The organism is Azonexus sp. (genome assembly GCF_041909095.1).
Classification (GTDB): Bacteria; Pseudomonadota; Gammaproteobacteria; order Burkholderiales; family Rhodocyclaceae; genus Azonexus.
This window is the reverse complement of the sequence record NZ_JAYREB010000001.1, coordinates 539,896-554,072: the sequence shown is the minus strand read 5'-3', so window position 1 is coordinate 554,072 and position 14,177 is coordinate 539,896. Positions and strand designations below refer to the sequence as shown.

Here is a 14,177-nt window from a genome sequence, read left to right as displayed (position 1 = left end):
ATCATGGTCAGCCAACTCCGTCATTCCATCACGCATCGCCTGCACGTCGGCGAAGAGTGGATTTTCCGCAACCCGAAGATCGTCCTCTCGCTCATCCTGGCAGTCACTTTCCTGTTCGGCCTGGCGCTGCCCAAGCTGCGCATCTTCACCGACTTCTCCGACCTGCTGCCGCAGAACCACGCCTACATCAAGGTCTATAACCGGCTGAAGGAAAACTTCGGCGGCGCCAACATGATCATCATGGCGGTCGAGGTCGAGCAGGGCACCATCTTCAACGATGACACCCTGCAGTTGATCCACGAGGCGACGCAGGGCGTCGACAACCTGCCCGGGGTCAACCACAACCTGGTTTCCAGCCTGACCCACCGCACGGCGCGCAAGGTCTTCCTCGACGACCAGGGCGGTTTCGCGTCCGAGTCCTACTACGATCCGCTGCAGCCGACGCGCACCGTCGCCGAACTGGAACGGCTGAAAAACGACGTCATCGCCAGCCCGACGATCTACGGCCTGCTCGTCTCGCCCGATCTCAAGGCGGCGCTGATCAAGGCCCAGCTGAACGAGGCAGACATCGACTACGCGGCGACCTTCGCCGCGCTGCAGGAAGTCCGCGCCAAGCTGGAGAAGCCGGGACACAAGATCCACGTCACCGGCAACCCGGTACTCACCGGCTGGGTGTACACCTACCTCAACCAGATCGTCGAAATCCTCGCCTACACCCTGGTCCTGCTGGCGACGCTGCTGATCGTCTATTTCCGCCGCTTCTATGGCGTCGCGCTGCCCTTGCTGGGGATCGCCCTGTCGTCGATCTGGGGTCTCGGCTTCATGGCGATCATGGGCATCAATCTGGAGCCGCTGTCGCTGCCGATTCCCTTCCTGATCGCCGCTCGCGCCACCTCGCATGGCGTGCAACTGGTGGTGCGTTACTACGAGGAACTGGCGCTGGTGAAGAACGGCCCGCAGGCGGCGCGCAACGCGCTCGACGCGCTGTTCCGGCCCGGTTCGCTGGCGATCATCGTCGACGCCGTCGGCATTGCCGTGCTGGTGCTCGGCGCCGCGCCGTTCAACCACAAGCTCGGTATCGCCGCCGGTTTCTGGGGCTTCGCGGTGATCTTCACGGTGCACTTCATGGTGCCGCTGGCGCTCACCATCCTGCCCGCGCCGAAGAAGCACGAGAACGGCAACGAAGGCATCCGCCGCTTCCTCGGCAAGGCGATGGCGCTGACCGGCGGCACCGACGGCGGTGCCCGCTCGATCCTGATCCTGACGCTGATCGGTGCGATCGGCGCCACCTACCTGGTGGGCAAGGTGCAGCTCGGCGAATCCGAGCCAGGCTCGCCGCTGCTGCATCGCGACCACGACTACAACGTGTCGACGACGGCGATCAACACCCGCTTCCCGGGCTCCGAGGAACTGCACGTCATCGCCCGCACCGACGAGCCGGGCGGCATCAAGCGGCCGGAGGTGATGGCGGCGATCGAGCGCTTCCAGGCGCACATGCTGTCCGACCCGACGCTGGGCGGCACCAAGGCGATTCCCGGCGTCGTGCGCGTGGTCAACAAGCTGATCCACAACGACGACCCGCGCTGGATGCAGCTGCCGGACAGCCAGGACGAGATCGGCGGCCTGATGTTCACTTACATGGCATCGAGCCCGATTCCCGGCGCCCTCAAGGAGTTCGTCAGCCCGGACGAAAACGAGGCGGACATGGTGTTCTATTACAAGGATCACCAGGCCGAAACGATCAACCGCATCGTCGCCCTGGCCGAGGAAGGCATCCGCAAGATCGAAGCCGAGGTGCCGGGCCTGCACATCGAACTGGGCGGCGGCATCATCGGCGTCACCGCCGCCGGCAACCAGGCGCTGCATACCGACCACATGATCATCATCCCGGCCGTGATGATCCTCGCCTTCGTCATCGTCATGGCCTACTACAGCTCGCTGCACGCCGGCTGGCTGATGGTCCTGCCGATGCTGTTTGCCACCCTGATGACCTATGCCTTCATGGGTGCGCTCGATATCGGCATCAACGTCAATACGGTGCCGGTGATCGCCGTCGGCGTCGGCGTCGGCATCGACTACGCGGTCTATTTCATGGACCGCATCCGCGAGGAGTACGCCGTTCTGCGCGACATCAAGCAGTCGGTGATCAACGCCGTCGCCACCACCGGCTACGCCGTCAGCTTCACCGCGGCAACGCTGATTGCCGGCGTCGTGATGTGGATCTTCATGTCCGACCTGCGCTTCCAGTCGGACGCCGCGATCCTGCTGTCCTTCATGCTCATCGTCAATGCGATCGCCGCCGTGCTGATCGTGCCGTCCTGGTGCGTCGTCTTCAAGCCGAAGTTCGTCACCGCGGTGCATTACGACGAGGACGGCGTCCTGGAAAACGACTAACAAAACCCGGCAAACCGGGGAACAGCAAAACCTTTGTTCACAACCAGATGGGGGATCAAAAAAATGGAGACACTCAGTAACGGAGCATGGCAGCGCAGCCTGCTCGCAATCGCGGTGGGCTGCGCCTTCGCCGCGCCGGCAGCGGCCGAAGAGCTGCCGGCGATGGGCGAGGAAAGCTCGCCCTGGCAGGTCGATGTGACCTACGAAAACCATACCGTGCGGCGCGAACACGTCGGCCTGGCCAAGTTCCGCAACACGCTGCAGGCTGAGCTCGACAAGGAGGTCGGCGACGGCTGGAAGGTGCACGGCATCGTGCGCGGTAGCTGGGACGGCGTCTATCGCATGAACAGTGACGAGTACGGGAACAAGGCGGGTGGTTCGATCAGCATGCAATCGACGACGCCCGGCGGCTACCTGACGACGCCGTGGGGCACCGGGCCGGTGACCTATTCGCTGGTCAATGGTGTTTTCGGCCTGGCGGGCAACAAGTTCGTCGATGCCTACCCGGCGAGCAACCCGAACGCCGGCCTGCGCGTGCTCGGCGACCGCTGGCACAAAATCGACGGCGGCGTCGCCTTTGCCGTGCCGGTCCGTCCCTGCGACGTGGACAAGCGCGGTTGCCGCGATTTCGGCGGCTACGGCGACCTCAAACGCTCGGAACTGGAAGCGCCGGAATTCAACGACCGCCTCGATTTCCTGCGCGAACTCTATGCCAAGAAGGACTTCGACCTCGGCGACGGCAAGAGCCTGTTCGTCAAGCTCGGTCGGCAGCAGGTGGTGTGGGGCCGCACCGACCTGTTCCGCGTCCTCGACGTGATCAACCCGGTCGACTTCTCGCGCAACAACATCTACGACGAACTGTCTGATATCCGCATCCCGATGTGGATCGCCCAGGTCGAATACCGGATGGGCGCCAGCGACACGATGCAGGACCGCAACCTGCAGTTCGTCTGGAACGTCGACAAGTTCCGCCCCAACAACCTCGGCCAGTGCGGCTCGCCGAACACCATCCTGGATGCCGGCTGCTTCTTCCGCGGCATGGCAAACCTGTGGGACAACGGCGGTACCGTCTCCAACTTTGCCAACGTCGCGCCCGGCACGCTGCTGGCGACCAACTTCGGCCCCGGTCAGATCGGTCTGGACAAGGTTCACCTGCCGTCGTGGAGCCTGTCGAACACCCAGTTCGGCATGAAGTACGAAGGCGTGACCCAGGACGGCCTGTCCTTCTCGCTGAACGCGCTGACCTATCGTTCGCAACTGCCTTCGCTGCGCGGCGGCAAGCGGGCGACCAACTCGTTCACCGGTGTCTATCAGGATGCCTGGCCCTACCTGATCTCCTTCGACATGCATTTCCCGCGCGTCAACCTGATCGGTGGCTCGATGGACTTCCAGGTGCCGGCCGCCGGCGCCGCGGTGCGCGTCGAAGCGGCCTACACCGACGGCGAAGAGTTTGCCAACACCAACCGGCCGGAGCTGTACTCGAAGAACAATGTCTTCCGCTCGGTGATCGGCATCGACCGGCCGACCTTCATCCCCTTCATCAGCGAAACCCAGGCGACGCTGTTTTCCGGGCAGTTGTTCTATCAGCACATCTTCGACCACGAATGGAAGCGCGGCGCCCTCGGTCCGGTCGGCATGCCCGATTGGGAAGACAACGTGATCGGTACCCTGCTGATCAAGGCCTTCCTGAAGAACGGCATGGTCAGCCCGCAGGTGATCTTCGCCCACGACTTCAAGGCACGCGCCACCGTCGTCGCGCCGCAGGTCGAGATGCACCTGAGCAATGACCTCAAGGTCACCATCGGCGCCAACTACAAGCTGGCCGAAGGCCGCAGCCGCTGGGAGTTCGACGATTGCCGCGCCTGTAACCCGTTTGCACCGTTCACCGCGCCGAACGGGGATACCGACCCCTTCACCAGCTATTCCCGTGGCCTGGCCGGCATGGAACCGGCCGGCCGCTTCCGTGCCGGTCCGATCGGTGCGGCATTCAAGGAAAACGACCTGTTCATCAAGCTGAACTACAAGTTCTGACCCCAACCGGAGGAGACATTTCATGAAAAAATCACTGCGCAAACTGCTGCCGCTGCTCGTCGCCGCCAGCTTCGGTACCGCCCAGGCGGCGACCGAGGCCGACGTCGAAAACACCTTCAACCCCTACAAGGCCGGCATGCCCAGCTTCGCCGGCCTGAAGGCGGGGATGACGATCAACAAGGGCAACGTCGACCAGTTCAAGGACATCCTGGGCGCCGGCGTCTTCAAGCTGATCAAGGAAGGCATGTTTGAAATGAAGGTGGGGCCGACCACCCAGTTCAACATTTCCAAGGCCTACGTCGACGCCACCCGCGCCAACCTCAACAAGACCCAGCTCGGCGCCAAGCCGGGCGACATGATCAGCGGCTACGTCGCCGGCCGCCCCTTCCCGGAAGAGCCGGATGCCAAGGACCCGCGCGCCGGCGAGAAGCTGGCCTGGAACTACAAGTACGGCGTGAACTGGGGGGACGGCGCGATCATCTCGCCGTTCTACTGGAAGTACCGCAACATGCAGACGGGCAAGGTCGAGAAGGAAATCACCTGGGACTTCCACTTCCTCAACTTCATGCACCGGACCAAGGATGCGCCGATCCCGGAAATCACGCCCAACCCGTCGGGCATCTTCCGCGCCATCTACGTCAAGGCGCACGCGCCGGCCGACCTGAAGAACACGCAATTGCTGATCCAGCGTTTCGAGGACGATGCCAAGCTTGACGACGCCTACCTCTACCTGGGCTTCCAGCGCCGCGTGCGCCGTCTGGCGCAGGGGCAGGTGACCGATGCCTTCCTCGGCTCCGATCTGATGATCGAGGACTTCGAAGGCTACAACGGCCGCGTCTCCGACATGAAGTGGACCTACAAGGGGACCAAGAACGTCATGCTGCCGATGTGGAATCACAACGAGCTGAAGCTGGCCGACGACATGCCGGCCGAGTCGGACGGCTACAAGTACGTCGACTTCGCCGGTCAGGGCGGTTGTTTCGCCGAAGGCACCTGGCAGCTGCGCAAGGTCTATGTCCTCGAGGCAGCGCCGGTCAATCCGAACCATCCGGTCAGCAAGCGCGTCTTCTACATGGACGTCCAGCTGCAGAACCTGAACGGCGCCAACGAGATCTACGACCGCAAGGGCGAGCTGTGGAAGGTGTTCATGGTCGGCAAGTCGCACGCCGACCATCACCTGCCAGTCAACAAGGGGGCAGGGATCGGTGTCGATGATGCGTTCTCGATGGTCGACGTCCAGTCCAAGCATTGCACGACCGGTCAGTTCAAGGGCCAGGTGGATCCGAAGAAGAACCCGCCCCGCCTGTTCCAGGTCCAAAACTTGCGCGGCGGAGACTGATTCCGCCGTCACCCAACACCCCATGCCGGGTGTCTCTGCGGGAGGATGCCGGAATCTGGCAACCACCACATTTTTCGGGGGCCGCGCGCCCCCGTTTTTTTTTTGACGGAGGTCTTCATGTCCGACGCGAAACTTTCCGGAATGCGCGTGTTGATCACGCAATCCCGCGATTTCATGGGCCCGGCACTGGGCGAGGTTTTTGCTGCCGCCGGCGCCGAGGTGCTGGCCGACGACAGTTCGCCGGTCGTCCCGGAAGCGGCCGCGCAGATCATCGCGGACGCCGGGCGGATTGACGCCCTGGTTCTCAACCTGGCGCTGCCGGCACCGGCCACCCGTGCCGAACAGGTTGGCGATGACGAGTGGCGCGCAGTGTTCCGGGTCCTGGTCGACCCGATGCAGCAGCTGGTCAGGGCTGTACTGCCGCAGATGATCGAACGGCGGTCGGGGAAGATCGTTCTCATGGGCAGCGCCGCGGCGCTGCGTGGCATGAGCGGCCGTTCCAGCTACGCCGCCGCGCGCGGCGCCCAGTTGGCCTACATCCAGGCGGTCGGCGTCGAGGTCGCGGGGCAGGGCATCCGGGTCAACGCCATCGCCCAGAACTTCGTCGACAACCCGACCTACTTCCCGCCGGAAGTCCAGGCCCGGCCGGAATTTCAGGAAAGGCTGCGCTGGCAGGTACCGCTTGGCCGGCTGGTGACGCCGTTCGAGGACGCGTCGTTTGCCGCCTACCTGTGCAGCGAGGCGGCCAACTGTTTCGTCGGCCAGATATTTCCGGTGTGCGGCGGCTGGGTGCCGCGCTAGCGTTCAGGCAGCGTCGGCGGCGAGCGCCTGCAGCGCCTGTTCGAGCCCGCCGCGAACGATGCGCAGGGGAATGCCGAGCATCAGGTTGAGCGGCAGTCCATGGTTTTCGACGCTCATTCCGTCACCATCGACCAGCCGCTCGCCGAGGTGCAGCAAATCGCAGCCGAGGTAGCCGGCGAGCCGGTCGGCCAGCGGCCGGTCGTCGTCCACGAAGGCGAGCACCGGCTTGCCGGCCGCCACAGCGTAGCCGACTTCGAACACGGTTCCCGAATCCGGTTCGAAGCCGCGGAACGGATTGAGGTTGGCGATCACCAGATCGGCGGCGGCAATCTGGGCCAGGTTGGCGCGATAGATTTCCGCCGCCGTCGTCGCTTCGTTATCGAGCGGAATCAGGGCCCAGTGGCCATGGCTGGCGACCAGCCGACGGGCGGCTTCGGCGTGGGCCAGGGCGTCGGGGCGGAAGACATCGGGGCCGGCAAGATAGATATTCATCGACGTGAACCTGGGTTTGATCGGGAGGCGCCAATTTACTCCGGTTCGCGGCGAATTCAAGCAACAGCCCCTCCTGCCAAGGCAGGGCCGCCGGCGCTTGAAAAAAGCGACGAAAACGACGAACATGCCGCCCCCTCGTGATCCCCGCATGCACAGCGCCATGGCCTTCAAGAACAGTCCGTTTCATTTTCAGATGCTCGATGTGTCCTTGCTCGATCCCGACCCCGGGCATGTCCGCCAGAGCATCAACGAGGAGGCGCTCAAGGGCTTGACCAATGCGGTCCGCAAGCTGGGCATCATCCATCCCATCGTTGTTCGCCCGGGCATCGCTGACCGGTTCGTGGTGATTGCCGGCGAGCGGCGACGCCAGGCGGCGATTCAGGCCGGCGAAGCCCTGGTGCCGGTGATCGTCCGTTCATGCACCGACGAGGAAGCCCTGGAGGTGCGGGTTTTCGAGAATATCGGGCTGGGCGTCCGCTCGGCACTTGAGCCGCGCGACATGGCGATGGCCATCCAGACGCTGGCGCAGCGCTTCGCCTCGCCGGAAGAAGCCGCCCAGTACTTCGGGCGCGCTCCGACCTGGCTGGCGCAAGCGACGGCGGCCGCCAATCTCTCAGAAAAGGTCAGCGCCCTGCTGGATGCAGGAAAGATCGCCAGCACCGGCGCGGCGGTGCAGCTTGAAAAACTGACCAGGAAAGACGAAGCCAGGGCGGAATCGCTGATCGAACGGATCGAGCAGTTGCCGGAAGGCGAGAAGATCTCGAAGAAGGCACTGGATACGGTCCTTTCTGAAGTCTCGGCGCCGGCGGTGCCGATCGAAACGGAAGCCTCCACGGCGGTGCCAGTTGCGCCAGCCAGCTCACCCGAGTCGCTGGCTGTCCCGGTCGCCGCGGCCAGTCCGCCCTGGGAAAATCCGCCGCAGGAAACCCCGCCGTCGCCTGCCGCTCGCACCCGGGTCAATCCTGGAAAGGTGAAGCTGGTGGCGGAACTCCTCGGGCTGAGCGAGGACGATGAAGAAACGATTCTGGCGCGGCTGATCGATGAGTTCCTGTCCCTGAGGCGTCCGTAACTGCTTGTTCCCGAGTCGACAAGCGGCCCGCCCGGCGTCATTTCCGGCAGAATGATGGGGCCGGCGCGCCGCCTGTGCGCCCCATCCCGCGTGGCAAATCGGGTCGGCCGCCACTGACGCTTGATGTCGCCAACTGTCTGATTGCAACCGAAGGGCATGCCATGGAAAAGACCTTACCCGAAGGACACCCCGACCTGCTGCGCATCGTCCAGGCCGCCCATGCCGACTTGCCGGCGGCCGACGCCAAACCCGCCGCCAATTCGCTGGCCGGCGCGCTCGCCGCCGCGCTGGGACGCCAGCCGGGCGATGCCGAGGACCGCGAGAACATCGAATTCCTGATCCAGGTGCTGGCGGTCAATCGCGCCGAGGGCAACATCGACGACGCGGCTTTCGCCGCGCTGCTCGAACGGATCGCGACGCGCGCCGGGCGCGCCGCGCTGGTCGCCAGCTTCACCGCCGAGCTCGAGGCCGAGCACGGCTACGCCGACGATCCGCCGGCCTGAGGCCTTCGTCCCGCTTACTGCTCGACGAAGGCGCGCTCGATCACGTAGTCGCCCATTTCGCCGATGTGCTTCGAGATGCGGAAGCCGAAACCGTCGAGCATGGCCGAGATTTCCCTGAGCATCGCCGGGCTGCCGCAGATCATGCCGCGGTCGGTCGCCGGGTCGAGCGGTGCGATGCCGAGGTCGGCGAACAGCTTGCCGGAGAGGATCAGGTCGGTCTGCCGGCCCTCGTTGCGGAAGGGCTCGCGGGTCACGGTCGGGTAGTAGATCAGCTTGTCGCGGATTTCCTCGCCCAGGTACTCGTGTTCCTTGAGATCGTTCTCGATGTAGTCGTGGTAGGCCAGTTCGCCGGTCCAGCGGACGCCGTGGATGAGGACGACCTTCTCGAAACGCTCGTAGGTTTCGGGATCGTGGATCAGACTCATGAACGGCGCCAGGCCGGTGCCGGTGGCGAACAGGAACAGGCGCTTGCCCGGGTTCAGGTCGCGCAGCACCAGCGTGCCGGTCGGCTTGCGGCTGACCAGCAGTTCGTCGCCGGGGCGCAGGTGCTGCAGGCGCGAAGTCAGCGGGCCGTCCTGGACCTTGATGCTGAAGAACTCAAGGTGTTCCTCGTAGTTGGCGCTGGCGACGCTGTAGGCACGCATCAGCGGGCGGCCGTTCACCTCCATGCCGATGGTCACGAACTGGCCGTTGATGAAGCGCAGGCCGGGGTCGCGCGTGGTGCGGAAGCTGAACAGGCTGTCGTTCCAGTGATGGACGGAAAGGACGGTTTCGCGGTTGAAGTTGCTCATGGTCGGCGGCTGGCAGGGAGGAAGTGATTGCAGCTTAGGCTTGGTGGCTTTGAAACAAAAGCGGATAATTTTTCTATTCGTTATTGAGTAAATCGATATGCGGTTCAGCCTGCGCCAGCTCGAAATCTTCGTCGCCATCGCCCGCAGCGAAAACGTTTCGCTCGCCGCCGGGCGGCTGGCCCTGTCGCAGTCGGCGGCGAGCAGCGCGCTGGTCGAGCTGGAGCGGGCCTACGACTGTCCGCTGTTCGACCGCGTCGGCAAGCGCCTGCACCTGAACAGCAGCGGCCGCGGTCTGCTGGCGCTGGCCGAATCGCTGCTCGCGCAGGCCGGCGAGATCGACGACTACCTCGGCGGCGGCCGCCCCGGGCCACTGGCGGTGGGCGCGACGCTGACCATCGGCAACTACCTGGCGACGCTGATCATCGTCGACTACATGCGCCGCTACCCGGATTCGCCGGTCAGCCTGCAGGTCGCCAATTCGGAAACGGTCGCCGGCCGCCTGCTGCGCGGCGACTGCGATTTTGGCCTGATCGAGGGCGAGGTGGCGCATCCCGACTTGCTGGTCGAGCCCTGGCTGGCCGACGAACTGGTCGTCTTCTGCGCGCCGGGGCACGCGCTGGCCGGCAGCCCGGCGGTCGACACCGCGACCCTGGCCCGCCAGTCCTGGGTGCTGCGCGAGCCCGGGTCGGGCACGCGCAGCCAGTTCGACCGCTGCATCGGCAGCCGTCTGCCGGCCTTCCGGCTGGCACTCGAACTCGAGCACACCGAGGCGATCAAGCGCGCCGTCGAGTCCGGCATCGGCCTTGGCTGCCTGTCGCGGCTGGCGCTGCGCGAAGCCTTCCGGCGCGGCAGCTTGGTCGAACTGCCGACGCCGCAGTTCGACCTGCGCCGGCACTTCTATTTCGTCCGCCAGCGCAGCCGCCATCCCGGCCTCGCCGGCCGCCTGTTCCGTGAGGCCAGCCTGGCGGTCGGCGGCGGCGCTGGCGACACGGCGGGCCTGCAGTTGCCGTTCATTCCCTGAGCCGGCAGCGCGTCGTAGTACCGTGCCGGCGGTACGGCGGGCCGTGCGGCAGGAACTGATCGATTTCGTTGAACGCGGTGCATCCCCTGGCGCCGGCCGAACGGCGGCCGGATGAGCGGGAATCTCAGCGGCGCCGCGCCGCTGCCGGCCTTATTCCTTGGTGTAGAGTAGGCGGCAGGGGCCGGCGCCGACCGGCAGCGAATCGTCCAACCGCGCGCGGTGCGTCTTCGTCAGGTGGTGCATGATGGAAATCTGGATTCTGGTCTTCCTGATTCTGGGCTGTGGCCTGCTCGCCATGGCGGAAATGGCGATCGGCGCCAGCCGCAACACCCATCTGGCGATCCGCGCCGAGCAGGGCAAGGCGGCGGCAGCGGTGGTCATCGGTTTCCGGCAGAACGCCAGCCGCCTGCTCGGCACGACGCAGCTCGGCATCACCGCGCTGGCGATGTTGTCCGGCGTTTATGGCGAGGCACTGTGGGTGCCGCGTGTCGAGGCCTGGCTGTTCGGTTTCGGCTTGAGCGCGGGGCCGGCCTACGCGCTGGCGCTCGCCCTGGTGGTGATCGTCATCACCTTCTTCTCGCTGGTTTTCGGCGAGGTGATTCCCAAGCGGCTGGCGCTGGCTCATCCGGAAGCGGTCGCCGAGGCGCTGTCCGGTCTGATTGCCTTCCTCATCCGCCTGACCAGGCCGCTGGTCTCTGTCGTCTCGAAAACATCTGACTGGCTGCTGCAGTTCTTCCCGCTCAAGGGCTCGGCGGAAGCGACGGCGGCCGACGAGATCCGTTTCCTGATCGAAGCCGGGCGCAAGCACGGCGACCTCGACCAGACCGAAAGCGAAATCCTCGGCAACGTCTTCCGCCTCGACAACCGGAAGGTGGCGGCGATCATGACCCCGGCCGCCGACATCGCCTGTCTCGACCTGAGTGCCGCGCACGAAGCCAACATCGAGTTGCTGCGCGAACGCGCCGTGTCGCGCTACCTGGTCAGCAAGGGTGGTCTTGGCAACGCGCTGGGCTTTGTCGATAGCGGCGACCTCCTGCGCGAACTGCTTTCCGAGCACGAACTCGACTTCGGCAAGCTGGCGTTGCAGCCCCTGCAGTACGTGCCGGGCAGCCTGTCGCTGATCGGCCTGCTCGAATTCTTCAAGGCCAACCGGACACAGATCGCACTGGTGTCCAACGAATTCGGCGCCACCGAAGGGCTGGTTACCCTGTCCGACCTGATGGGCACGGTCGTCGGCGACGTCCTTTCCGGTGCCGTCGAGGCGCCGCTGGCGGTGCAGCGCAACGACGGCAGCTGGCTGCTCGACGGCCTGCTGCCGATCGACGAGATGAAGCAGTTGCTCGGCATCGGCGAACTGCCGGAAGAGGAACTGGGTAACTACCACACCGTCGGCGGCTTCGTGATCGTCCAGCTCGGGCGGATTCCGCGCAAGACCGAAGCTTTCGACTGGGCCGGCTGGCACTTCGAGGTCATGGACATGGAAAAGAACCGCGTCGACGAGGTGCTGGCGACCCGTCTGCCTGGCTGAGATAGGTCTCCAGGGGGCGACTCAGGAACAAGGCGCCGGCTTGCCCAAGTCCTTGCCGGAAATATGTCGATGACACGATGCGCCTTGTCACCGATGAGGTTCGATAATAGCGCTTTAGAAAAGCCGGCAGCTGCGAATCGCCGGGGGATTTCGCGTAGGATATTGCAAGGCCGTGTAAGACGCCAAAAATGTCAATTATTATATTTGACACTTATGTAGTAATTGGTATTATGTAATTGTTTTTCGCGTCGTCGCGCATCTCTTCAATACTGGGCATAACCGAGGATAAGGACCATGAGGCAGGACTCCGCAGTACCCCTTCGGACAGACTCCCGCCGTTCCGTCGACCTCTGGCCGATCGGGCTGATCGCTGTTCTCGGCGTACTCGCCATCGCGCCACGCTCGCTGGCCGAGGTGGCGATTGCCGGTGGCTTCCTGCTCGCCTGTCTCGGGCTCGGCTGGCTTGCCTTGTCCCGCCAGGCGCGGGCGCATGCGGCGGAAGCCGCGGCGGCTTGCGCCGCCTGCCACGAAGAAGCGCAGCGCCAGTCCCAACTGGGCTTGAGCGGCCTCGACCGCCTCTGTCTCGACCTGTTGCCGATCTGGTCCGGGCAGATCGAAACCGCGCGCTCGCATACCGAGGAAGCGGCAGTCTCGCTGAGCACGCGCTTTGCCGAGATCGCACAACGCCTGCAGCAGGCCACCGCCGGCAGCGAAGCTGCGGCGGGTGACGGCAACCTGCTGCAATTGCTTAACTCGGCGCAGGACGAATTGCACGCCATCGTCGACGCGTTGCGTACCGCGCTCGGCACCAAGGAAAGTCTGCTCACCGAGGTCGGCGCACTGGCCAGCCATACTGAAACCCTGAGCCGGATGGCCAGGGAAGTCGCCGAAATTGCCAAGCAGACCAACCTGCTGGCCTTGAATGCCGCCATCGAGGCAGCTCGCGCCGGGGAAGTCGGACGGGGTTTCGCGGTGGTCGCCGACGAGGTGCGCAAGCTGTCGACGCTCTCCGGCGACACCGGCATGAAGATCAGCCGCACCGTCGATACGGTCAATCAAGCAATCGCCGAGGCGCAGCGGGTGTCCCGCCAGTACGCTGAACAGGACGAGGCGCTGGTCAACCATTCCGGCACAGTCATCGAGAGCGTCATCGAGCGTTTCAGCGGCGCGGCGACGGCGCTTTCGCAGTCTTCCGCGGTGCTGCGCCAGCAGAACCAGGAGATCGCCGAGGAGGTGGCCGAGGTCCTGGTCGCCCTGCAGTTTCAGGACCGCGTCAGCCAGGTGCTCGGACATGTCAGCTCGGACATCGGCAAGCTGCACTTGCACATCGGCGACAGCCGGCAGGCCGTCGCCCAGGGCGGCTCGATCGACGCCGAGCAATGGCTGAGCGAACTGTCGCAAACCTACACCACGCCGGAGCAGCACGCAGTCCATCGCGGCAATGCTGCGCCCCGGGCGCCGGAAGAGTCCGGCATCACCTTCTTCTGACTGGAGAGATTCATGGCCAAAACCATCCTCATCGTTGACGATTCGGCATCGCTGCGCCAGGTCGTCGCCATCGCCCTCAAGAATGCCGGCTACGACGTGCTCGAAGCCTGCGACGGCAAGGACGCGCTGGGCAAGCTCGACGGGCGCAAGATCCACCTGATCATCAGCGACGTGAACATGCCGAACATGGATGGCATCAGCTTCGTCAAGGCGGCCAAGCAGTTGCCGGCCTACAAGTTCACGCCGGTGATCATGCTCACCACCGAAGCCGGCGCCGACAAGAAGGCGGCCGGCCAGGCCGCCGGCGCCAAGGCCTGGGTGGTCAAGCCCTTCGTCCCGGCGCAGATGCTGGCCGCCGTGTCCAAGCTGATCCTGCCCTGAACCGGGAGCGCACGATGAATGCCGCAGCCGGAACTGCCCCCGCCCTGAGCATCGTCGGCGAATTCACGATCTTCACCGCACAGGACTGCAAGGCGCAGTTGCTGGCGCTGATCGCCAGCATCCCGGAAGGGGGTAGCGGCGAGGTCGATCTTTCCGGTGTCACCGAGATCGACAGCGCCGGCCTTCAGCTGATGCTGATGGCCAAACGTGAAGCAGCGATTCTCGGCAAGGAAATGCGCTTCGTCCGGCACAGCGATCCGGTGCTCGAACTGATCGACCTGTGCGCCCTGGCCGGCCAGTTCGGCGACCCTCTGCTGATCCGTTCCCCCGTGTGAGCGC

At 64.8% G+C, this 14,177-nt stretch carries 13 protein-coding genes; 11 read left to right on the top strand and 2 right to left on the bottom strand.

Going from position 1 to position 14,177, the window contains the following annotated elements; translation table 11 throughout:
* The first annotated feature begins 3 nt into the window (after positions 1-3).
* From ACE3OV_RS02700 to ACE3OV_RS02685, 4 genes are all read left to right on the top strand, one after another.
* Complete coding sequence (locus ACE3OV_RS02700) at positions 4-2,394, top strand: RND family transporter (RefSeq protein WP_374324775.1); 2,391 nt, start codon at positions 4-6, stop codon at positions 2,392-2,394.
* Between the two features lie 63 nt (positions 2,395-2,457).
* Positions 2,458-4,425 (top strand): DUF1302 family protein, encoded by a 1,968-nt coding sequence (locus tag ACE3OV_RS02695; RefSeq protein ID WP_374324773.1) that lies wholly within the window; start codon positions 2,458-2,460, stop codon positions 4,423-4,425.
* 22 nt (positions 4,426-4,447) lie between these two features.
* On the top strand, positions 4,448-5,764 hold the full coding sequence (locus ACE3OV_RS02690) for a DUF1329 domain-containing protein (protein ID WP_374324772.1): 1,317 nt from the start codon (positions 4,448-4,450) through the stop codon (positions 5,762-5,764).
* Positions 5,765-5,881: 117 nt separating this feature from the next.
* Complete coding sequence (locus ACE3OV_RS02685; protein WP_374324770.1) at positions 5,882-6,565, top strand: SDR family NAD(P)-dependent oxidoreductase; 684 nt, start codon at positions 5,882-5,884, stop codon at positions 6,563-6,565.
* 3 nt (positions 6,566-6,568) lie between these two features.
* Here ACE3OV_RS02685 and ACE3OV_RS02680 read toward each other — a convergent pair whose 3' ends face one another.
* Positions 6,569-7,057: a nucleoside 2-deoxyribosyltransferase gene (locus tag ACE3OV_RS02680; RefSeq protein ID WP_374324768.1), complete on the bottom strand. Its 489-nt coding sequence runs from the start codon at positions 7,055-7,057 to the stop codon at positions 6,569-6,571.
* Between the two features lie 4 nt (positions 7,058-7,061).
* Here ACE3OV_RS02680 and ACE3OV_RS02675 point away from each other — a divergent pair, with 4 nt between their 5' ends.
* Both ACE3OV_RS02675 and ACE3OV_RS02670 read left to right on the top strand, forming a co-directional pair.
* On the top strand, positions 7,062-8,126 hold the full coding sequence (locus ACE3OV_RS02675; RefSeq protein WP_374324766.1) for a ParB/RepB/Spo0J family partition protein: 1,065 nt from the start codon (positions 7,062-7,064) through the stop codon (positions 8,124-8,126).
* A gap of 161 nt (positions 8,127-8,287) precedes the next feature.
* Positions 8,288-8,629, top strand: a complete 342-nt coding sequence (locus ACE3OV_RS02670; protein WP_374324765.1) for a hypothetical protein — start codon at positions 8,288-8,290, stop codon at positions 8,627-8,629.
* 14 nt (positions 8,630-8,643) lie between these two features.
* Here ACE3OV_RS02670 and ACE3OV_RS02665 read toward each other — a convergent pair whose 3' ends face one another.
* The gene (locus ACE3OV_RS02665) at positions 8,644-9,420 is read right to left on the bottom strand and encodes a ferredoxin--NADP reductase (protein WP_374324761.1); all 777 of its coding nucleotides are present in this window, start codon (positions 9,418-9,420) and stop codon (positions 8,644-8,646) included.
* 97 nt (positions 9,421-9,517) lie between these two features.
* Here ACE3OV_RS02665 and ACE3OV_RS02660 point away from each other — a divergent pair, with 97 nt between their 5' ends.
* The 5 genes from ACE3OV_RS02660 (at position 9,518) to ACE3OV_RS02640 (ending at position 14,173) form a co-directional block, all read left to right on the top strand.
* Positions 9,518-10,441: a LysR family transcriptional regulator gene (locus tag ACE3OV_RS02660; RefSeq protein ID WP_374324759.1), complete on the top strand. Its 924-nt coding sequence runs from the start codon at positions 9,518-9,520 to the stop codon at positions 10,439-10,441.
* Between the two features lie 244 nt (positions 10,442-10,685).
* Positions 10,686-11,969, top strand: coding sequence for a hemolysin family protein (locus ACE3OV_RS02655; protein WP_374324757.1), 1,284 nt, complete (start codon positions 10,686-10,688; stop codon positions 11,967-11,969).
* Between the two features lie 294 nt (positions 11,970-12,263).
* The gene (locus tag ACE3OV_RS02650; RefSeq protein ID WP_374324755.1) at positions 12,264-13,457 is read left to right on the top strand and encodes a methyl-accepting chemotaxis protein; all 1,194 of its coding nucleotides are present in this window, start codon (positions 12,264-12,266) and stop codon (positions 13,455-13,457) included.
* 12 nt (positions 13,458-13,469) lie between these two features.
* On the top strand, positions 13,470-13,838 hold the full coding sequence (locus ACE3OV_RS02645) for a response regulator (protein ID WP_374324753.1): 369 nt from the start codon (positions 13,470-13,472) through the stop codon (positions 13,836-13,838).
* Positions 13,839-13,852: 14 nt separating this feature from the next.
* A complete protein-coding gene (locus ACE3OV_RS02640; RefSeq protein ID WP_374324751.1) occupies positions 13,853-14,173 on the top strand; it encodes a lipid asymmetry maintenance protein MlaB in 321 nt (106 codons plus the stop codon).
* The last annotated feature ends 4 nt before the right edge of the window (positions 14,174-14,177 follow it).

Excerpts from the sequence above, each read along its gene's own strand:
- ACE3OV_RS02700 (WP_374324775.1), top strand. The coding sequence starts at position 4 with ATGGTCAGCCAACTCCGTCATTCCATCACGCATCGCCTGCACGTCGGC.
- ACE3OV_RS02695 (WP_374324773.1), top strand. The coding sequence starts at position 2,458 with ATGGAGACACTCAGTAACGGAGCATGGCAGCGCAGCCTGCTCGCAATC.
- ACE3OV_RS02690 (WP_374324772.1), top strand. The coding sequence starts at position 4,448 with ATGAAAAAATCACTGCGCAAACTGCTGCCGCTGCTCGTCGCCGCCAGC.
- ACE3OV_RS02685 (WP_374324770.1), top strand. The coding sequence starts at position 5,882 with ATGTCCGACGCGAAACTTTCCGGAATGCGCGTGTTGATCACGCAATCC.
- ACE3OV_RS02680 (WP_374324768.1), bottom strand. The coding sequence starts at position 7,057 with ATGAATATCTATCTTGCCGGCCCCGATGTCTTCCGCCCCGACGCCCTG.
- ACE3OV_RS02670 (WP_374324765.1), top strand. The coding sequence starts at position 8,288 with ATGGAAAAGACCTTACCCGAAGGACACCCCGACCTGCTGCGCATCGTC.
- ACE3OV_RS02665 (WP_374324761.1), bottom strand. The coding sequence starts at position 9,420 with ATGAGCAACTTCAACCGCGAAACCGTCCTTTCCGTCCATCACTGGAAC.
- ACE3OV_RS02660 (WP_374324759.1), top strand. The coding sequence starts at position 9,518 with ATGCGGTTCAGCCTGCGCCAGCTCGAAATCTTCGTCGCCATCGCCCGC.
- ACE3OV_RS02655 (WP_374324757.1), top strand. The coding sequence starts at position 10,686 with ATGGAAATCTGGATTCTGGTCTTCCTGATTCTGGGCTGTGGCCTGCTC.
- ACE3OV_RS02650 (WP_374324755.1), top strand. The coding sequence starts at position 12,264 with ATGAGGCAGGACTCCGCAGTACCCCTTCGGACAGACTCCCGCCGTTCC.
- ACE3OV_RS02645 (WP_374324753.1), top strand. The coding sequence starts at position 13,470 with ATGGCCAAAACCATCCTCATCGTTGACGATTCGGCATCGCTGCGCCAG.
- ACE3OV_RS02640 (WP_374324751.1), top strand. The coding sequence starts at position 13,853 with ATGAATGCCGCAGCCGGAACTGCCCCCGCCCTGAGCATCGTCGGCGAA.